The sequence below is a fragment of the Saccharothrix variisporea genome (assembly GCF_003634995.1).
Classification (GTDB): Bacteria; Actinomycetota; Actinomycetes; order Mycobacteriales; family Pseudonocardiaceae; genus Actinosynnema; species Actinosynnema variisporeum.
On the sequence record NZ_RBXR01000001.1, the window covers coordinates 2,576,080 to 2,595,592 of the forward strand.

Below are 19,513 nucleotides of genomic sequence, written 5' to 3' on the forward strand. Positions count from 1 at the left end.
GCTCGGACCTCAGTGGCCGGCGGGTGCTTCCGCCTTGCCGCCCTTGATCGTCAACGCGCCCACGATCGCGACCAGCGACAAGCCGGCCGCCAGCAGCATCGCCGTGTGGATGCCGCCCATCTCCGCGCCCGCCGCGTCACCCGACGCCGCCAGGGTGGCCGCCCGAGCGCTCATCACGCTCACCAGCAGGGCCACGCCCGCAGCCGCGGCGAGCTGCTGCGTCGTGGCGAAGACGGCGCTGCCGTGCGAGTACAGGCGCATCGGCAGCGAACCCAGACCGGACGAGAACAGCGGCGTGAAGGAGAACGCCAGGCCCAGGCTCAGCAGCAGGTGGAACGCCAGCACGAACCACGCCGCCGTCGACGCCGTGAACGTCGTCGCGAACCACAGCGACGCGCTGGTCGCCACCGTGCCGACCACGAGCAGGATGCGCGGGCCGACCTTGTCGTAGAGCCGGCCCACGAACGGGGACAGCAGGCCCATCAGCAGGCCGCCCGGCAGCAACAGCAAGCCGGTCGTCAGCGGCTGGAGCTTGAGGACGTTCTGCATGTAGATCGGCAGCAGCGTCGCCACGCCCAGCAACAGACCCATCATGACCATCATCAGCGCGCTGGTGATGGTGAAGGTCCGCACGCCGAACGTCCGCAGGTCCAGCAGCGCCCGGTCCTTGCGCTGCAGCGACACCTGGCGCAGCACGAACGCCACGACGCCGAGCACACCGACCACGAGCGACGCCCACAGCGTGACCGACCCGGAACCGCCGGGCTGGCCGATGCTGGACAGCGCGTACACCAGGCCGCCGAAGCCGAACACCGACAGCACGACCGACACCGGGTCGATCGGCGCGTCGCTGCGCTCGCCCACCGACGACACCCACTTCAGGCCCAGCGCCATCGCCGCGAGGGCGATCGGCAGCACGACCAGGAACATGGCGCGCCAGCCCCACAGGTCCAGCACGATGCCGGACACCGTCGGGCCGATGGCCGGCGCCACCGAGATGACGATGGAGATGTTGCCCATCACGGCACCGCGCCGCTCGGCGGGCACCAGGGTCATGACCGTGGTCATCAGCAGCGGCAGCATGATCGCCGTGCCGGACGCCTGCACCACGCGGGCGGCCATCAGGACCGGGAAGCCCGGTGCCAGCGCGGCGATGAGCGTGCCGGCGCTGAACAGGCCCATCGCCACGCCGAACAGCACGCGGGTGGGCACGCGTTGGATCAGGAAGCCGGTGACCGGGATCACCACGGACATGGTGAGCAGGAAGCCGGCCGTCAGCCACTGGCCGACCGCCGCCGTCACGTCCAGCTCGTCCAGCAGCACCGGCAGCGCGACGCCCATGATGGTCTCGTTGAGGATGACCACGAACGTGGCCACCAGCAGCACGCCGATGACCGTGCGGTCGGCGCGGCTGAGCACGGGTGGCGGCGCCACGGCGTCGGACACACCTGCGGATGTCATGCGAGGTCCCCCAGAAGAAAAACGGCGCGCGAAAAGCCCTCTGCGCCCGGACACGTCAACACTACCGGCGCACACCGACAATCCGAGCCCGATTTTCCGGCACCCCGTGCATTCGTAGCGGTGCGTACGTGATCGGTCACACTGGGAAAAGCCGCTGGTCAGCCCCGCACCACTCGCGCGAGCACGCGTGGCGCGAACATCGACGACGGCGGGTCCAGTAGACCGATCGTGCGCACGAAAGCTTTCGCCACGACGGGATCGTGGCCGGCCACGCGTTGCAGGCGGGCGACATAGCGGTTGACCGCTCGCGTGACCGGCGGCCGGCGGCCGGGGATCTCCGGCAGGGCCAGGTCGCCGCCGGCGTTGAGCTGCCACACCGGGTCGATGATCTTCGCGGCGGCGCGGAAGAAGCGGCGGGCGAGGTCGTGCTCGCCCGCGCGCAGGCAGCGGCGCAGGGCCTCCGCCTCCAGGGCGGCGACCGTCATGCCCTGCCCGTAGACGGGGTTGAAGCTGCACATCGCGTCGCCGAACACCAGCAACCCCTCGGGGAACCGGCGCACCCGCTCGTACCGGCGGCGCAGGCTGGCCGGGAACCGGTGGGGCCGCAGCTCGGTCAGCGGTTCGGCCGCCGCGATGCTCTCGAACACCTCCGGCGGCGCGGACCGGCGCAGGAACGCCAGGAAGCCCTCCTCGTCGGTCGGCGGGTGGTCGCCCGCCATGCCGACCACGGTGAGCATCCAGCGGTCACCCTCCTGGGCGGCGTAGGCGAACCCGGTCGGGCGACCCGGCACCGGTCCGACCAGCACGAGCTTGTCCCGGTACGGCACCTTGGGCCGCACGAGCCGGCTCACGTACATGGTGTCGATGTCGATCGAGTCCTCGGCGGGCACCGGGAACCCGTGGTCGGCCAGCCACTTCCGGCTCCGGCCGCCGCGCCCGAGGGCGTCCACGACGAGGTCGGCGTCCAGCACGCCCGCCGTGGTGCGCACACCGGTCACGCGGTCGCCGTCGAACACCGGGTCCAGCACCTCGTGCCCGTCCACGACCTTGACGCCCGGGTAGGAGGCCAGGCGCGACCGGATCGTGCCCTCGAGCAGGGGCCGGGTGAGCTGGATCGCCGAGGCGCCCGTGTCGGTGCGGACCATCTGCTGCCCGTTGAGCACGAAGGTCGCTTCGCGCAAGAAGTTCGACCGCGGCACGCCGTCCGCGACGAAGTCGTCCACGAGCCCCGGGAACATCCGGTCCAACACCTCCGCGCCACGCAGCAGCAAGGCGTGGAAGTGCTTGCCCTGCGACACGCCCTTCCGGTGCTCCGGCCCGGCGGGGAACACGTCCCGGTCGACCACGGTCACCCGTTCGTAGTGCCCCACCAACGCCCGCGCGGCCAGCAGACCACCCATGCTGCCGCCGAGCACCACCGCGTGCCTCCCCATCGTGCGACCGTGTCACAGCGGGCACGGCGTCCGCTTCTCCCGGAATGCGCGACCTCCACATGATCTCCACGCAACCCCCACGCGGCCGCCGCCTTCCGCCCTCCTGCGGGACGTACGCTCCATTCGGGTGATGGCACGACCGATCGCCCGCGTGGAGCACGAGGGGGAGATTTCGTTGCGGCTGCGGACCGATCGACGCCTGCTGACCGTGTTGCTGCTGTGCCTGCTGGTCACCTCCGGGTGCAGCGAGCTGAACCGGGACGCGGACCTGGCCGCGCGCATCACCGAGGCCGGCTACTCCGACGTCAGGGTCGTGCCCAGCGACCCCGATCTGTCCTCCCCCCTCACCATCTACGCGAGCGGTGGCCCCGAGGGCGATGACGGCGGGGACATCGCCCGTCTCGTGTGGGACACCTACCCCGGCGAGGTGGACCGGGTCGTGGTCGAACTGGGCCGCGTGCACCACTCGGCCACCGCCAAGGAACTGGAGGAGCGCTTCGGTCCGCGCGAGGTCGAGTACGACCCGAACCTCGTGGTGAAGTGGGTCGCCGGCATCGGCGCGTTCCTGCTGTTGGTGTTCGGCACCGTGTTCGCCCTCCTGATCTCCTTCGTCGTCGTCACGATTCGCCGGCGGCGCTTGGCGCTCAGGGCAACGCGGCGGTAGTCCGCTCTCGTACTGCTCTTCGGAAGTGACGGCCGACGAGGTGCCGTCACGTGGTTTCTGGAGGGTTGATGACCCACTGGGGGACTCGGTCGAGCCTGCTCGCCGCGGTGCTCGTCGCGGGTGTGGTGGTGGTGCCGGCGGAGGCCGCGGCCGATGTCGGCGTGATGCCCTCGGGGCCGACGGTCACGCTGGTCACCGGGGACAAGGTCACGCTGGGCGGTTCGGACGGGGTGACGGTCAAGGCCGCGCAGGGCCGGGAGCGCATCGGGTTCACCTCCCGCACCGACGTGCGCGGTGACCTGCACGTGGTGCCGGTGGACGCGGTCGCTGGGCTGGCCGGCGGGAAGCTCGACCCCCGCCTGTTCAACGTCAGCGAGTTGGTGCGCGCCGGCTACGACGACGCCTCCGTCGACCGGCTGCCGCTGATCGTCGACCAGCCGCGGGCCGGGGCGAACGGGCGTGCGCTGCCGGCGTTGGGCGCGGCGGCCGTGTCGGTCGAGCGGAACGCGGACTTCTGGGCCACCGCGCGGGACGCCGAGCACATCTGGCTCGACGGTCGGGTCCGGGTGCAGCTCGACAAGTCCGTGCCGCAGATCGGTGCGCCCACCGCGTGGGCCGCCGGGTACACGGGCGCGGGGACGACGGTCGCCGTGCTGGACACCGGCGTGGACGCCAAGCACCCCGACCTGTCCGACGCCGTGGTGGGCGAGCAGAACTTCACCACCTCGGACACCGCGGGCGACCGCGTCGGGCACGGCACGCACGTCGCCTCGACCATCACCGGCAACGGGGCCCAGTACAAGGGCGTCGCGCCGGACACCAAGCTGCTCAACGGGAAGGTGCTCGACGACCACGGCTACGGCCTGGAGTCCTGGATCATCGCCGGCATGGAGTGGGCCGCCGCGAACAACGCCGACGTGGTCAACATGAGCCTCGGCGCACCCATGCCCAGCGACGGCACCGACCCGCTCTCGCAGGCCGTCAACCGGATCACCGCCGAGACCGGGACCCTGTTCGTCATCGCGGCGGGCAACTCCGGCGGCCAGGTCGGCGGCCCCGGTGCCGCCGACGCGGCGCTGACCGTCGGCTCGGTGGACAAGTCCGACCGGCTCGCCCCCTCCTCCAGCCGGGGCCGCGTGGACGGCGTGCTCAAGCCCGACCTCACCGCGCCGGGCGTGGAGATCACGGCGGCCAAGGCCGGTGGCGGCTACACCACGCTGTCCGGCACGTCCATGGCCACCCCGCACGTCGCCGGCGCGGCGGCCGTGCTCGCCGGGCAGCACCCGGACTGGCGTCCCGAGCAGCTCAAGGCCGCGCTGATGGGCACCGCCAAGCCGAACGGCAGCCTGGTCGAGCAGGGCGCGGGCCGCGTGGACCTGGGCACCGCCGCCACCTCCACCGTGTTCGCCGACGCGGGCAGCTTCAGCCTGGGCTCGGTGCAGTGGCCGCACCACGACGACCAGCCCATCACGAAGACCATCACCTACACCAACACCGGCACCGAACCGGTCACGCTCGACCTCGCCGCCGACGTCACCGGACCGCAGGGAACCCTTGCCCCGCAGGGCATGTTCACCTTCTCGCCGGCCCGCCTGACCGTGCCCGCCGGCGGCACGGCGACCACGACCGCCACCGTCGACACCCGCGTCGAGGCGCCGGACGGCGTCTACAGCGGGGCGATCACCGCGACCGGGTCACGGACCGTGCGCACGGTCCTGACCGTCACCCGCGAGGTCGAGAGCTACAACGTCACCGTGAAGGCCCTGGACCACAACGGGTCCCCGACCGACAAGTACTTCGCCGGCTTCGTGGACGTGAACAAGCGCGAGTCCCACAGCAGCCACGACCCGTCCGGCACGGTGGTGGCCCGCGTGCCCAAGGGCGAGTTCTACTTCACCGGCTTCGTGCAGACCGAGGTGGGCGAACGCCAATACCGCAACACCGAATTCGTCGAGCCGTCCTTCGTCGTCACCGGGGACACCGAGATCGTGCTGGACGCCCGGCAGGCCAAGCCGGTCGGGTTCGCCACCGACCGGCCCGACGCCAAGGTCGGCAGTGCGAAGTACCGGTTCCGCATGAAGACGGCGTGGGGCGAGCTGAGCTCCACGACCTTCATCCAGGACTACGAGGCGTTCACCTTCAAGCCCACCACCACCTCCGCGCGGGACCGCTTCAGCTTCACCGCCGAGGCCAGGATGGGCGCGTGGAACGGCAAGTCCTTCGACGGCAGCCCGTACCTGTACCACCTGCGGCACACCGAGAACGGCTCGGTCCCGCAGGACCTCCAGTGGCGGTTCCGCGACGCCGACCTGGCGAAGGTGCGGTCCGAGCACGCGGCGGCCACCCCCGGAGTCGTGGGCTACCGCGAGAACTTCCTGGTGGTGCCGCTGCCCGGCACGCTCACGGAGTACTACACGCCCGACGAGCCGTGGGACGGCCAGTTCATCGAGATGGTGGACCCGGAGCACTTCGAGTTCGTGTCCGTGGTCGACCAGACCCGCCCGCGCAGCTTCCCCCTCGGCCGCACGACGACCGAGCGCTGGAACACCGGCGTCTTCGGCCCGGCCTTCCCGACCGGCCTCGACAGCCCGCTGTACTTCGCGGCCCGCATCGGCGACTACACGCGTTTCGTCCTGCCGCTGTTCACCGACAACGGCCGCGGCCGGTCCGGGGACGCCAGTGCCTCCGGCACCACCGCCCTCCTGCGCGACGGCACGGTGATCGGGGAGACGGCGGCCCCGGGCCTGGGCTACTTCAAGGTCTCCCCGGACCGCGCCCAGTACACCCTCCGCGCCACCGCCGACCGCTCTTCCTACGCACGACTGTCCACAAAGGTCACTGCCGACTGGACCTTCACCAGCGAGGGCGACGGCACGCAAGACCCGAGGCTCCTGCCCCTCCTGGCCGTCCGCTTCACGCCGACCCTCGACAACACCAACGCGGCCCCGGCGGGCAGGCCGTTCCGCGTCCCGCTGTACGTGCAGCGGAACGGCACCACCGACCCCGGCCGGGTGAACACGCCGGTCGTGGAGATCTCCTACGACGACGGGGCCACCTGGCTCCGTGCGCCGGTGACCCGTGACCGCGCGCAGTGGACGGCACTCGCCTTCCACCCGGCGGACGCGAAGTTCGTGTCCTTGCGCTCCCGAGTCACCGACGCCGACGGCAACGCCCAGTCCCAAACCATCATCCGGGCCTACGCCCTGAAGTAGGACGCCGGCCGGGCCGCCGGACTTCCCGGCGGCCCGGCCGGACCTCCTGTGCCCCGACGCGCTGAGCCGATCGGTGCCGCCGGCCGCGTCCGCATGGCGGGAAAGGCCCTTCACGAGCCGCTGACATGCGGTTTCACCGTTGACAACGCTCCCGGTGCGCTTGACGATCGCGTCGCTTGTCCCCGCCGAGAAGGGTGCACGGGATGTCGAGAAGCCTGTTGTTCCTGTTGTGGTCGCTGATGGCGATCATGGGGGCGGCGCACCGCCGCAACGCCGGCAAGCGCCGCCGGGCCAGGGAGGAAGCGGCCCGCCGCGAGGCCGAGACCAAGTCCGGCGGCTCCGGCGCGCTGTCCGCGATGACCAACGCCGCCATCCGCGAAGGCGTCAAGCACGCGCACCACGTGTACGACGACAAGCACCGCAACCGCAAGGACGACGACGACACCGACAAGGGCGGTGACGACGGCGGCGACTACGGCGGCGGTGACGACGGCGGCGGCGGCGCGGACTTCTCCGGCCTGGGCTGACCTCCGGCGCGTGTCCGAGCCGGTCCCGACCCGGGCCTACAGCCGCGGGTCGACCGGCTCGGACTCCAGGGCCAGCACGGCGAACACGCACTCGTGGACCCGCCACAGCGGCTCCCCGCGTGCCGCGCGTTCCAGCGCCTCCAGGCCCAGGGCGTACTCGCGCAGCGCCAGCGAGCGCTTGGCGCCCAGACCCCGGTGCCGCAGGCGTTCCAGGTTCTCCGGTTCGGTGTAGTCCGGGCCGTAGATGATGCGCAGGTACTCCCGGCCGCGCACCTTCACGCCCGGCTGCACCAGGCCCCGCTCGCCGCGCACCAGGTTCGCCAGCGGCTTGACGACCATGCCCTCCCCGCCGGCCGCGGTCAGCTCTTCCCACCACCGCACGCCCGCCGCCACCGACTCGGCGTCCTCGGTGTCGACCACCAGGTGCCGGGTGCGGGTGAACAGCGGCGAGTCCAAGCGCGCCAAGGTCTCCAGGTGCCACAGGTGCGAGCGGTCGTGGTAGGTGCGGCCGGCCGTGGCCAGGAGCTGGAACGGGGCCAGGCGCACGCCGTCCAGGCCCGTGGTCGGCCAGCAGTAGCGCTGGTAGGCGTCCCGGTAGCCGACCGCGTTGGCCAGGCGGGACGTGGTGCGCGCCAACAGGTCCGACACGTCGACGCCGCGCGCCGCGGTGGCCCGCAACACCTCCGCCGCCGGAGCCAGCGCACCGACCGCCGCCGCGCCGACGGCCGCGTACTGGTCCCGGATCAGGCCGGTGGCCTTGGCGTTCCACGGCATCAGCTCGGCGTCCAGCAGCAGCCAGTCGGTGTCGAACTCCGACCAGAAGCCGGCGTCGGTCACCGCCGACCGCACGCGGTCCAGCAGCTCCTCCCCCAGCTCGCCGTCGAAGAACGCCCGGCCGGTCCGCGTGTAGACCGCGCCGGAGTCCTTGCCCACCAGCACGACCGCCCGCGAGCCCATGTGCTTCTCCTCGCAGATCACCTCGCGCACGCCCGCGGCCCGGTACTCGGCGAAGGCGTCCTCCGGGTGCTCCAGCACGTCCGGCCGCTTGGAGGTCGCGGTCGGCGCCATCGTCGGCGGCAGGTACGGCAGGCGGTGCGGGTCCATCGCGAAGCGGCTCATCACCTCCAGCGCGGACGCGGCCTGCTCGGGACGCACGGCGATCCGGCCCCGGTGCGCGGTCTCGATCGTGCGACGGCCGGCGACGTCGTCGAGCGCGAGCACGTCCGGCTCCCGGTCCGGCGTCGCCGCCACCAGCGGGCGCACCGGCTCGTACCAGACCTTGTGCGCGGGCACCGACACGACCTCGCGCTCCGGGTACCGCAGCGCCGTCAGCTTGCCGCCGAACACCACACCGGTGTCCAAGCACATGGTGTTGTTGACCCACTCCGCGTCCGGCGTGGGCGTGTGTCCGTAAAGGACGGTCGCCCGGCCGCGGTACTCGGTCGCCCACGGGTAGCGCACCGGCAGGCCGTACTCGTCGGTCTCGCCGGTCGTGTCGCCGTACAGGGCGAAGCCGCGCACGCGTGCCGAAGCACGGCCGTGGTAGCGCTCCGGCAGGCCGGCGTGCGCGACCACGAGGTCACCGCCGTCCAGCACGTAGTGCGCCACCAAGCCGTCGCAGAACCGCTCGACCCGCCGCCGGAACTCCTCGGTCTCCGCGGACAGCTGCGCCAGCGACTCCGCGAGGCCGTGCTTGACCTGGACGTCCCGCCCGCGCAGCGCCCGCACCAGCTTCTGCTCGTGGTTGCCGCACACGGCGAACGCGTGCCCGGACTCGACCATGCCCATGACCAGCCGCAGCACACCCGGCGTGTCCGGGCCGCGGTCGACCAGGTCGCCGACGAACACCGCGCGCCGACCCGCCGGCGGCACCGCGTCCACCGGACGGCCCTCGGCGTCGCGCACCAGGTCGTAGCCGAGCGTGCCGAGCAGGTCCTCCAGCTCCTGCCGGCAGCCGTGCACGTCGCCGATCACGTCGAACGGGCCGGTCTCGTGCCGCAGGTCGTTGTACAGCGGCTCGGGCACGATCACCGCTTCGTCCACTTCGGACTGGCTGCGCAGCACGTGCACCTTCTTGAAGCCCTCCTTGGCGAGGAACTTCAGCGACTTGCGCAGCGCGGTCCGGTGCCGGCGCACGACGTGCGGGCCGAAGTCGCGGTCGGGCCGGGTCGCGTTGCGCGCCAGGCACACCTCCTCCGGCAGGTCCAGCACGATGGCCACCGGCAGCACGTCGTGCTCGCGCGCGATCTCCACCAGCTGCGCCCGGTCGGCCCGCTGGACGTTGGTCGCGTCGACGACCGTCGTGCGCCCGGCCGCCAGCCGCTTGCCCGCCACGTAGTGCAGCACGTCGAACGCCGCGCCCGACGCGGTCTGGTCGTTCTCGTCGTCGGCCACCAGGCCGCGGAAGTAGTCGCTGGACAACACCTGCGTCGGCGCGAAGTGCTTGCGCGCGAACGTCGACTTGCCCGAGCCGGAGGCGCCGACCAGCACCACCAGGCACAGGTCCGGGATCTTCAGCTCCATCAGTCCTGCTCCCCCACGACGAAAACAGCCATTTGCGTCGGCGCGCCCAGCGCCGGGTCCTCGGGTCCGATCGGCTCGAACGACACGGTGTACCCGCGCCGCTCGGCGACCCCGGTCGCCCACGCGCGGAACTCCGCGCGGGTCCACTCGAACCGGTGGTCGTTGTGCCGCAACCGCCCCGCGGGCAGCGTCTCGAACAACGCGTTGTACTCCACGTTCGGCGTGGTCACCAGCACGGTCCGGGGCCGGGCCACGACGAACACCGAGTGCTCCAGCGCGGGCAGCCGCACCGGGTCCAGGTGCTCCACGACCTCCATCAGCACCGCCGCGTCGTACCCGGCGAGCGCGGGGTCGGCGTAGGTCAGCGACGACTGGCGCAGCACGACCCGCTGCCGCTGCCGGTCGGACATGCGGTCCAGCCGCAGCTTGCGCGCCGCCTCCTGCAACGCCTTCGCCGACACGTCCACGCCGTGGATCTCGGTGAACTCGGGCACCTGCACGAGAGCGCGGAGCAACGCGCCGCCGCCGCACCCCAGGTCCAGCACCCGCCGCGCCCCGGCCGCCTTCAGCGCCGCCACCACCGCGTCCCGACGCTGCACGGCCAGCGACACCTTGGGCTCGGCCTGCGCGATCGTCGGCTCGGCGAGCGCGTTGTCCAGCTCCTCCGGCTCGACGTCGTCGAGGTCGGCCAGGCGGGCCAGCGCGGACTGCACCAGCGGCTTCTTGCGCGCCAGGTACCGGGTGGTGATCAGCTCGCGGTCGGGGTGGTCGGCGAGCCAGCCGTCACCGGCGCGCAGCAGCTTCTCGACCTCGTCGGAGTCCACCCAGTAGTGCTTGCTGCCGTCGAGGACGGGCAGCAGCACGTAGAGGTGCTTGAGGGCGGCGGACAGGCGCAGGGCGCCGGTCAACGTGACCGCCGCGTAGCGGGAGTCCGTGCCGTCGCCGAGCGCGATCGGCTCGACCTCGACGTCCCAGCCCAGGGGCGTGAACAGCCGCTCCACCAGGGCGAACGGCAGCACGGGGACGTGGACCCGCAGCGGGATCGGCGTGGCCGCCAGCTCGGCGCGCGACTGGCTGCGCCCGTTCATCGCCGTGCGGAACACCGAGCCGAGGGCGACGGTGAACAGCGAGCCGGCGACGTACGGGCGGTCGTTGACGTACTGGGTGAGCGTGCTGCCGGGACCTCGCACCAGCGCGACGGGGTCGACCTCCAGGAGCAGCGCGACGGTGGTCTCCTGCTCGTCGGCGCGCGGGTAGAAGACGTGCGCGGTCCCCGCCGAGGTCCGGAACTCCTGCGCCCGGTCGGGGTGCTTGTGCAGGAGGTGTCCCAGGTCGGTGGCCGGTTGGTGGGTCGTGGTCAAGGTCAGCAACACGGGGGGAAGTGTGACTGACCGGACCGCTCGTGCGCGGCCGAATTACGACAACGGCTGGGCGTTGGTGGGCAGCCGGACCGTGCGCAGGAACTCCGGCAGCACCCACGGCCGCCGCCCGGAGACGACCAGCTTCCCGCCCAACACCGCCTTCAGCCGGCTGACCCGGCCGAACAGCAGGAGGTTCAGCGTGGCCGGGTCGAAGCGGACCCGCGCGTCGGCCTTCTCGTCCTCGACGGTCACCCGTCCCCGGTGCAGCACGAGCGTGACCGGTGCGGTGTGGCGGGACCGGAAGGCGACCGCGATGCGGCGGTCGCCGGGTGGCGGGCCGTCGAGGATGTTGCCCGTGCTGTTGCGGATCATGCCGACGACGAACAGGTCGAAGAACGGCGCGGCTTCTCGGACGGGCATCGGCCAGGGTGCGCGCAGGGCGCGGGCGATGTCCCAGCCGTGGACCAGCATTTCGTTGACCAGGTGGGCCAGCACACCGCCCACCGGCACCCGCGAGTCCCCCAACCACGGGATCGGCCGCTCGTGATCCGTGCCGTCGGTCATCTCCAGGATCCGGTCCACAGTGGACCGCAGGTTCTCCGACAGCCTTCTCGGGTCGCGATCGGTGAAGTGCCGCAACGCCATGGTGTTCAGGTCGGCCACGGTCTCGACGGTCACGGTACGCACCCGCTCGGCCAACTGCTCGACCGGGACTTCCCCGCCTTGGGGCCGCAGGATCGCCGTGTACATGGTGGCGATGGAGGCCACATGCGCCGCCGTGTCCGCGATCGTCCAGTCGGCAGTCGCCTTCACGGCCGGCGGTGCCCCGGTCACCAGTTCCGCGAACCTCCGCGCGACCCCCGGCAACACCTCACGCACCACCGCCACCTGGTCGGCCACACGCCCACCCCCATCGTCCGCCGCTGAACCATAACAGCGTGATGGATGGCAGGGCTTCTCCGTTATTGCGGATCGTGCTCGCGGATGTGGGCCAACGCCTCCGCCGTCGAGACGGTCGGCACGCACTCCAGCCCGATCCGCCCGGCGTACCCGAGGTCCCGCAACACCCTCAGCTCGTGCGCCCAGTCGACCTTGCCGGTCCCGGGTTCGTGCCGTCCCGGCACGTCAGCCGTCTGGACGTGCCCCACCCGATCGACCCGCCCGGCCAACACCACCTCGGGCCGCTCGCCCATGACCAACGAGTGGTAGTGGTCGTAGAGCACCTTGACCTTCGGCGAGCCCACCTCGTCCACGATGTCGAGGCACTCGGCGGTCGAGTCGAGGAACGTCCCGACGTGGTCGACCCGGGAGTTCAGGTTCTCCAGCAGCAACACGGCTCGGTACCCGTCCAGCACCCCCGCCGCCCGCCGCAGGGCGTCCACGACGGCCCGCCGCTGCTCCTCCCGCGACACCCCACCCCGCTCGTCCCCGGCGGTGATCACCAGGTACGGGCACCCCAGCCGATCAGCCAGGGCAGCCGACTCCCCCACCGCGTCGACGAACACCTCATGCGTAGCCGGGTCGACCAAGGTTCCCATCGGGTCCACGCACATGGTCTGCAACACGACCCCGGTCTCCCGCAACGCGAGCTCCAACCCGCCCACGTCCCGGCCCCGCCACCCCCAGATCTCGACCGCTGGCACACCGAGCGCGGCAGCCGCCCGCACCCTCGCCCCAAGGTCGTCGCGCTCGGCGAAGAGCCACTCCAGGTTGGCGGACAGCTCGTACATGCGGAAACCCCCAGTCGCTCAGGACCGCACGCTAACGCACTCAATCACACACAACCAGCCACCTGGCGACTAGTCGCCACGACGGTCGGGCACTGGGCAGGCGCCGATTGCGGACAGCCGTTGACCGCAAAAGGTGCCACAGTGGGCCGCATGAGCCGTCAGTTCCAGGTCACCTTCGACGCCCACGACCCGCGTGCCCTCTCCACCTTCTGGCGCGACGCCCTGCACTACGTCCACCCGGCCCCACCCGGCGTGGACCTCCCCGAAGGTGCCGACCCCCTGGCGGCGTGGGACGACTTCCTGGCCCGCATCGGCGTCCCCGAAGACCAGCGCAACACCCGCTCCGCCATCGAAGACCCCGACGGCCACGGCCCGCGCGTCTTCTTCCAGCAGGTCCCGGAGGACAAGGTCGCCAAGAACCGAGTCCACCTGGACCTCCGCGCCGCCCCCGGCCTCCAGGGCGAGGAGCGCATGGCGGCTTTGGAGGCGGAATGCGCCCGCCTGGTCGCCCTCGGCGCCACCCGCCTCCGCCGCCACGAACCCAACCCGCCGATGGACGGCGGCTTCATCGTCATGCAAGACCCGGAGGGCAACGAGTTCTGCCTCGACTGACCCGTCCGCACACAGCGGCTCCACGCCACCGGGGCACCCCGGGTCCGCCGACCGGCGTCAGTGGATGACCGGGGAGCCGGTCAGTTCCATGATCGGCAGCCAGCCCTTGCCGTCGTTGTCCACGTCGTACTGGAGCCAGCCGTCCGCCGAGTACTCGTAGTCCGAGTTGTACCCGGTGTACACCTCGGTCTTGCAGTACAGGTGCGGGCCCCAGGTGGCGTTCAGCTCGTCCTTGAAGTCGCACCGCTCGATCTTGATGATCTCGTCCTGGTCGGCCGACTGGCCGTTCTTGTGGCGTTCCAGGACGGCGGTGAGGTGGAAGCCGTCGAACTTGTGGCCGCTGCCGACCGCCGGGATCTCCGCCTCGGCCGTCAGCAGCTCCACCTCGGCGTACAGCTTGCTGCCGCTGCGGTAGACGCACGGCATGCCGTAGATGTTCAGGTCGGTCTTCCACGGCAGGTCGATCTTGCGGTCGTTGCCCAGGCCGTCGTAGCACTTCTTGGTCCACGCCGTTGCCTCGTCGGCCGCCGCGGGGGCGGCGCCGAGCAGCAGGAGGAGGGCGAGCAGGGCGAACACCTTGCGCTTCATCAGCAGTCGTCCTTCGTGTCGTTGTCGTTCCACCACGCCGCCTGGTCGGGGCTCTCCCACACCGTGTGGCCGTCCTTCCACAGGCGGATGTCGACCCTGATGCAACCCCGGTCCCGGCCCCGCTCGGGCAGGTCGTACTGGGCGCCGTCGCTGGCGCGGCGGGTCGTGCAGTTGCCGTTGCCGGCGGCCGAGATGTCGTAGCCCTTGTACGTGTAGATGTCGTAGAGGACGACGTGCACGCTGGCGCCGTCGGCCTGGACGTCGCAGACCTTGAAGATGTCGCCGTCCGACCAGAACTCGACCTTGCCGCCGGGGTTGTCGTCGTCGGTGTACATCCAGTAGTGCGGACCCGAGTACGCGTTCGCCGTGCCCGCCCCCAGGAGTGCCGAGGCGGCCACGAACGCGGGCAACGCCAGCAGCGAAAGCAACTTTTTGCGCATGTCGCGCATCTCCCCTCATGAGTGCTGCGCGAGATCGTCGGGGACCGGACTTGCAGTAGGCTTGCAACAAGGGGGGTACCGGAGTGGAGTTCCGGGTCTTGGGCGCCGTGGAGGCGTGGTCGGACGGGGTCCGCCTGGACCTCGGCTCCCGCAAGCAACGCCTGCTCCTGGCGATCCTCCTGCTCGAACCCGGGCGCACCGTGCCGCGCGACCGGATCACCGACCTGCTCTGGCCCGACGACCCGCCGATGAGCGCCCGCAACACCGTGCAGACGCTGGTGTCCCGGCTCCGCGCGGCCTTCCGGGCGCACGGGCCACAGCTGCGGTCCGAGGGCGCGGGGTACGTGCTGCTCGTGGACCCGGAGGACGTGGACCTGCACCGGTTCCACCGGCTCGCCGCCCGCGCCCGGGAGGCCGACGACGAAAAGGCCGTCCTGCTGTTCGACGAGGCCCTGGCGCTGTGGCGGGGCGAGCCGCTGGCCGACGTCGCCGCGCCCGAGACCGCGCGGCGGCTGCTCGCCGGCGTCGAGGAGGCCCGGTGGACCGCGTTGGAGGACCGCATCGACGCCCAACTGCGGCTGGGGCGCGGGCGGGACGTGCTGGCCGAGCTGACCGCGCTGGTCGCCGCGCACCCGTCGCGGCAGCGGTTCGTCGGGCAGCTCATGCTCACCCTCCACCGCGACGGCCGCACCGACGACGCGCTCAACGCCTACCGCGCGCTGCGCACCCGCCTGGTCGAGGAGGTCGGGCTGGACCCGTCGGCTGAGCTGCGCAAACTGGAAGCGACCATCCTGGCGGACGACGGCGGCGATGGTGGGGACGGCGGCGGGGCGGCGGACGGGGGCCGGGCGTCGAAGGGGCGCGGGGCGGCGGACCGGCGCGGAGAGCAGCCGGTTCGGCCGGCGCAGTTGCCGCACGACGTGCGCGGGTTCGCGGGGCGGACCGCCGAGCTGGCCCTGCTGGACCAGGCCGGGGACGGCTGCGACGTGCGCGTCCTGACCGGCATCGCGGGTGTCGGCAAGACCGCGCTGGCCGTCCGCTGGGCGCACCGAGCCCGGCACCGCTTCCCCGACGGCCAGCTCTACCTGGACCTGCGCGGCTTCGACGCCGACCACGAGCCGCTGCGCCCCGCCGTCGCCGTGACCCACCTGCTGCGCGCCCTGGGCACCGACCCGCGCGCGATACCGCCGGACCCGGACGAGCAGTTCGCGCTGTGGCGGTCGCTGCTGGCCGACCGGCACGTGCTGCTCGTGCTGGACAACGCCCGCGACAGCGGCCAGGTGGTCCCGCTGCTGCCGCCCTCGGGCACGGTCCTGGTCACCAGCCGGCTGCGCCTGGGCGACCTGATCGCCCGCTGCGGCGCGCTGTCGGTGCCGGTGGGCGTGCTGCCCGAAGAGGACTCCCACCAGCTGCTGGAAGCCGTGCTGGGCGGTCCGGTGCCGGCGTCCGAGGCCGCCGAACTGGCCCGGCTGTGCGGGCACCTGCCGCTGGCGCTGCGCCTGGCGGCGGCGAACCTCGGCGACGGCGACGTGCCCGGGATCGCCGAGCTGGCCCGGGAACTGGCCGCCGGCGACCCGTTGACCGGGCTGTGCGTCGACGGGGCCGAGGAGAGCGCGGTGACGACCGCGTTCGCCCTGTCCTACCGCGCGGTCGGGGCCGAGCACCGGCGGTTGTTCCGGCGGCTGTCCCTGGTCCCCGGCCAGACCTTCACCGCCCACCAGGCGGCGGCGCTGGCGGACACCCCCGTCCCACAGGCGAACCAGCGGCTCAAGGCGCTGGCCGCCGCGAACCTGGTCGAGCGCTACCGACCCGGCCGCTACCGCTTCCACGACCTGCTGCGCTGGTACGCCGCCCGCCAGGTGCTCGCCGACGAACGCCCGGAGGACCGCGACACCGCCCTCCGGCGGCTGTTCGAGCACTACCTGGCCGCCGCCGACGCCACCGGACGCCTGCTCATCCCCCACTTCCTGCGCCTGCCCAGGGACGCGCGGGAGGTCTTCGCCGACGCGGACGAAGCCCTGGCGTGGCTGGACGAGGAGTGGCCGAACGTCGCCGCCGCCGTCGAGCACGCCGCCGAGCACGGTCCGCGGGAGTTCGCCTGGCACATCGCCGACGCCCTGCGCGCCTACTTCCACCACCGGGGCCACCGCACCGAGTGGATCCGCGTCGCGTCCCGGGGCCTGGCCGCCGCCCAGTCGGCGGGCGAACCCCAGCCGCAGACGGCGATGCACCTGAGCATCGCCCTGGCCTGCGTGAACAGCGGCCGGTACGACGAGGCCCGGGTGCACCTGACGACGGTGCTGCGGGAGGGGTTCGCCGACGCGTGGCCCGACGGGCTGATCGCCGTGCTGAACAACCTCAGCGCCGTCCACCAGCGGCTGGGCGAGCCCCGGGAGGCGATCCGGCGCGGCCTGGAGTGCCTGCGGCTGACCGAGGAGCACCCGACCCCGCCCGGTGCGGTCTCGATGGCCCTGGCCAACGTGGGTTTCGCCTACGAGCAGATCGGCGAGCTGGACCAGGCCCTGGTGCACTTCACGCGGGCGCTGGAGCTGGCCGAGCGCGGCGGTGCCCGGTTCAGCGTGGCGGTACTGCTGGTGGACCTGGGCAACGTGCACCGCGACCGGGACGACCGGGCCGCGGCGGCGGAGTTCTACGAGCGGGCACTGGCGGCCAACCGGGAGCTGGGCTACCACTACGGCGAGGCCGCCGCCCTGTCCGGGAGGGCGCTGCTCGCCGCCGGCGGTGACGCACGGGCGTCCGGGGGCGGTGACCGGCGAGCGACCGGCGGCGGTGACCGGCGAGCGACCGGCGGCGGAGACGCGCGGGCGGACGCGCTGGAGGCCGTGCGGCTCACCCACGTGATCGGCGACCGGGGCACGGAGGCGTGGGCGCTGGTGTCGTTGGGCGAGGTGTGCCTGCGGTCGGGATCGCCCGCGGAGGCCACCGAGCACTTCGAGCGCGCCCTGACCATCGCCCGCGAGACGAGCTTCACGTGGTGCGAGACCGCCGCCCTGGCGGGGTTGGCCGAGGCACGGCTGGCGCTCGGCGACCGGGACCGCGCACGGGAGTGCGCGGACCAGGCCGCCGAGCTCGCCACCCGAGCGGGCTACCGGCTCTTGGCCGCCCGCGTCAGCCGGATCGCGGACGGGGCTCAGTAGACGCGCAGGCCCTTGTCGATCAGCACCGCCTGCAACGGCTGGTAGTACGACCGGTGGGTGCTGACGCCGTCGTTGCACGTGGACGTGGGGTGGTCGCTGCCCGACGCGATGCCCAGGGCCGTTTCGCCGGAGAACAGCGGGCCGCCGCTGTCGCCCTTGATGGAGCACAGGCTGGTCTTGATCATCTTGTAGAGGGTGACGCCGCCGTCGTAGTTGACCGTCACGCTCGGGTCCAGCACCTTGCCCACGAAGTCCTGGCTGGAGGTGCCCGTGCGCTTCACGCCCTCGCCGTCGCGGACCCAGCGGGAGCCGGTGATCTGGTGGGCGGACCCGTCCCGGTACTGGATCATGCCCAGCGGGCTGACGTTGGAGGCCCGGTACTCCACGACCGCCCAGTCACCGGGCTCGTTGTTGAAGCTGGACATGCGACCCAGGGGGATGTTGCCCGAGTACCGGTTCCACTCGTAGTAGCCGCCGATCATGCAGTGCCCGGCGGTGATCATGTACTTCTTGCCCGACGAGTTCTGCACGTTGAACCCGGCGGTGCACAGGCGCGAGCCGGACGTGATGCCGACGCCGCCGCGCATGTCGTAGGCGGTGAACTCGATCTTGCCGGGCAGGTGCTCGACGCTGACCGCGCCGCCGTGGCGGGCGGCGACGGTGACCAGGCGGGCCTCGTCGGCGGCGGAGACGCCCTCGTGGATCTCCACGGAGACCTTGTTCGTGCTGGGGTCCACGCCCCACGAGGTGTTGGCGATGCCGGCGAGCTGGTCGAACTCGGCGTGGATGGCGGTGAGGGCCGCGGTGCTGTTGGCGACCAGCTGCGGCGTGCCGCCGGCGTCGCGGACGGCCTGGGCGGCGGCCTCGTCGGTGACGCCGACGACCACCCGGCCGTCGTCGTCCTGGTAGACGCCCGCGGTCCGCGTGTCACCGAGCTCGGCGACCACCTGGGCGGCGGCGTCGGCGGCGGCGTCGGCGGCCAGGGCGGCGGCGCGGTCGGGGTCGCTGACCGGTTCGGCCTGGGCGGCGGGTCCGGTCAGCAGGGAGGCCAGGACCAACCCGGTGGCCACCACGACCGTCCCGAGGCGACGGGGGACACGGCTGCGCATCATGCTCTCCAGGGCTTCAGGGTTCGGGGCCGGAACCGACCCCGGGACCAGCGAACCGGCGGCGACTTGCAGAGGACTTGCAGAACGGGTGTCGATCGGCGGGCGGCCCGTTCGTCGCAGGGGTATGACGAACACCATGAGCGAGCCCACCTCGACCCGGAACCTCGACCAGTACGGGCACGCCGAGCTGCCCTGGAGCCGCGCGCGGGACGTCCTGGTCGCCGACACCCCCACCGCCGACCTGACCTTCTTCGTGGCGACCGTGCGACCCGACGGACGCCCCCACACCGCCGGTGTCGGCGCCGTGTGGGTGGACGACGCGCTGCACTTCGTCGGCGGCCCCGGGACCCGCCGGTCGCGCAACCTGGCGGTGAACCCGGCGTGCAGCATCTCCGTGCGGCTGCGCGGCCTGGACCTGGTGCTGGAGGGCGAGGCGCACCGGGTCACCGACCCGGAGGTCCTGGAGCGCGTGGCCGAGGTCTACCGCACGGGCGGCTGGCCGGCGACCGTGGAGGGCGACGCACTCACGGCCCCCTTCACCGCCCCGAGCGCCGGCCCGCCACCCTGGCACCTGTACCGGCTGACCCTGCGCACGGCCTTCGGCGTGGCCTCCGCGGAACCCCACGGCGCCACCCGCTGGGACTTCGCGCACTGACCTCGGCGGTTCGACGGACCGGATCGGCCCAAAAGTCCAA

At 72.3% G+C, this 19,513-nt stretch carries 15 protein-coding genes; 6 read left to right on the plus strand and 9 right to left on the minus strand.

Going from position 1 to position 19,513, the window contains the following annotated elements:
* Window positions 1–9 precede the first annotated feature (9 nt).
* Window positions 10–1,461 (minus strand): DHA2 family efflux MFS transporter permease subunit, encoded by a 1,452-nt coding sequence (locus DFJ66_RS11225; RefSeq protein ID WP_121220525.1) that lies wholly within the window; start codon window positions 1,459–1,461, stop codon window positions 10–12.
* A 158-nt stretch (window positions 1,462–1,619) separates the two neighbouring features.
* On the minus strand, window positions 1,620–2,894 hold the full coding sequence (locus tag DFJ66_RS11230; protein WP_147459203.1) for an FAD-dependent oxidoreductase: 1,275 nt from the start codon (window positions 2,892–2,894) through the stop codon (window positions 1,620–1,622).
* A gap of 130 nt (window positions 2,895–3,024) precedes the next feature.
* Between DFJ66_RS11230 and DFJ66_RS11235 the strand changes: the two genes are divergently transcribed.
* From DFJ66_RS11235 to DFJ66_RS11245, 3 genes are all read left to right on the plus strand, one after another.
* On the plus strand, window positions 3,025–3,558 hold the full coding sequence (locus DFJ66_RS11235; RefSeq protein WP_121220529.1) for a hypothetical protein: 534 nt from the start codon (window positions 3,025–3,027) through the stop codon (window positions 3,556–3,558).
* A 68-nt stretch (window positions 3,559–3,626) separates the two neighbouring features.
* Window positions 3,627–6,770, plus strand: a complete 3,144-nt coding sequence (locus DFJ66_RS11240) for a S8 family peptidase (RefSeq protein WP_121220531.1) — start codon at window positions 3,627–3,629, stop codon at window positions 6,768–6,770.
* Window positions 6,771–6,973: 203 nt separating this feature from the next.
* Window positions 6,974–7,297: a hypothetical protein gene (locus tag DFJ66_RS11245; RefSeq protein ID WP_121220533.1), complete on the plus strand. Its 324-nt coding sequence runs from the start codon at window positions 6,974–6,976 to the stop codon at window positions 7,295–7,297.
* A 36-nt stretch (window positions 7,298–7,333) separates the two neighbouring features.
* Here the strand turns inward: DFJ66_RS11245 and DFJ66_RS11250 are convergent, their stop codons facing one another.
* The 4 genes from DFJ66_RS11250 to DFJ66_RS11265 all read right to left on the minus strand — a co-directional run bounded on the left by DFJ66_RS11250 (window position 7,334) and on the right by DFJ66_RS11265 (window position 12,911).
* Window positions 7,334–9,820 (minus strand): polynucleotide kinase-phosphatase, encoded by a 2,487-nt coding sequence (locus tag DFJ66_RS11250; RefSeq protein WP_121220535.1) that lies wholly within the window; start codon window positions 9,818–9,820, stop codon window positions 7,334–7,336.
* Complete coding sequence (locus tag DFJ66_RS11255; protein WP_121220537.1) at window positions 9,820–11,193, minus strand: 3' terminal RNA ribose 2'-O-methyltransferase Hen1; 1,374 nt, start codon at window positions 11,191–11,193, stop codon at window positions 9,820–9,822. Before DFJ66_RS11255 ends, DFJ66_RS11250 begins: the two co-directional genes overlap by 1 nt.
* A gap of 42 nt (window positions 11,194–11,235) precedes the next feature.
* Window positions 11,236–12,081: a maleylpyruvate isomerase family mycothiol-dependent enzyme gene (locus DFJ66_RS11260; RefSeq protein ID WP_121220539.1), complete on the minus strand. Its 846-nt coding sequence runs from the start codon at window positions 12,079–12,081 to the stop codon at window positions 11,236–11,238.
* 62 nt (window positions 12,082–12,143) lie between these two features.
* Entirely contained in the window at window positions 12,144–12,911 is a 768-nt protein-coding gene (locus tag DFJ66_RS11265; protein ID WP_121220541.1) for a TIM barrel protein, read from the minus strand.
* A 150-nt stretch (window positions 12,912–13,061) separates the two neighbouring features.
* Between DFJ66_RS11265 and DFJ66_RS11270 the strand changes: the two genes are divergently transcribed.
* Window positions 13,062–13,523, plus strand: a complete 462-nt coding sequence (locus DFJ66_RS11270) for a VOC family protein (protein WP_121220543.1) — start codon at window positions 13,062–13,064, stop codon at window positions 13,521–13,523.
* Window positions 13,524–13,580: 57 nt separating this feature from the next.
* Here the strand turns inward: DFJ66_RS11270 and DFJ66_RS11275 are convergent, their stop codons facing one another.
* Together DFJ66_RS11275 and DFJ66_RS11280 are read right to left on the minus strand one after the other, a co-directional pair.
* Complete coding sequence (locus tag DFJ66_RS11275; RefSeq protein ID WP_121220545.1) at window positions 13,581–14,111, minus strand: hypothetical protein; 531 nt, start codon at window positions 14,109–14,111, stop codon at window positions 13,581–13,583.
* Window positions 14,111–14,551: a hypothetical protein gene (locus tag DFJ66_RS11280; RefSeq protein ID WP_147459204.1), complete on the minus strand. Its 441-nt coding sequence runs from the start codon at window positions 14,549–14,551 to the stop codon at window positions 14,111–14,113. The genes DFJ66_RS11275 and DFJ66_RS11280 overlap by 1 nt, the downstream gene beginning before the upstream one ends.
* Window positions 14,552–14,634: 83 nt before the next feature.
* Here DFJ66_RS11280 and DFJ66_RS11285 point away from each other — a divergent pair, with 83 nt between their 5' ends.
* On the plus strand, window positions 14,635–17,709 hold the full coding sequence (locus DFJ66_RS11285) for an AfsR/SARP family transcriptional regulator (protein WP_121220549.1): 3,075 nt from the start codon (window positions 14,635–14,637) through the stop codon (window positions 17,707–17,709).
* On the opposite strand, the gene DFJ66_RS11290 is transcribed toward DFJ66_RS11285, so the two are convergent.
* Window positions 17,703–18,818 carry a S1 family peptidase gene (locus tag DFJ66_RS11290; protein ID WP_121220551.1) on the minus strand — a complete coding sequence of 372 codons (1,116 nt, stop codon included), beginning with the start codon at window positions 18,816–18,818 and terminating at the stop codon, window positions 17,703–17,705. The genes DFJ66_RS11285 and DFJ66_RS11290 overlap by 7 nt on opposite strands.
* A gap of 136 nt (window positions 18,819–18,954) precedes the next feature.
* Between DFJ66_RS11290 and DFJ66_RS11295 the strand changes: the two genes are divergently transcribed.
* Window positions 18,955–19,473, plus strand: coding sequence for a pyridoxamine 5'-phosphate oxidase family protein (locus tag DFJ66_RS11295; protein WP_121231023.1), 519 nt, complete (start codon window positions 18,955–18,957; stop codon window positions 19,471–19,473).
* The last annotated feature ends 40 nt before the right edge of the window (window positions 19,474–19,513 follow it).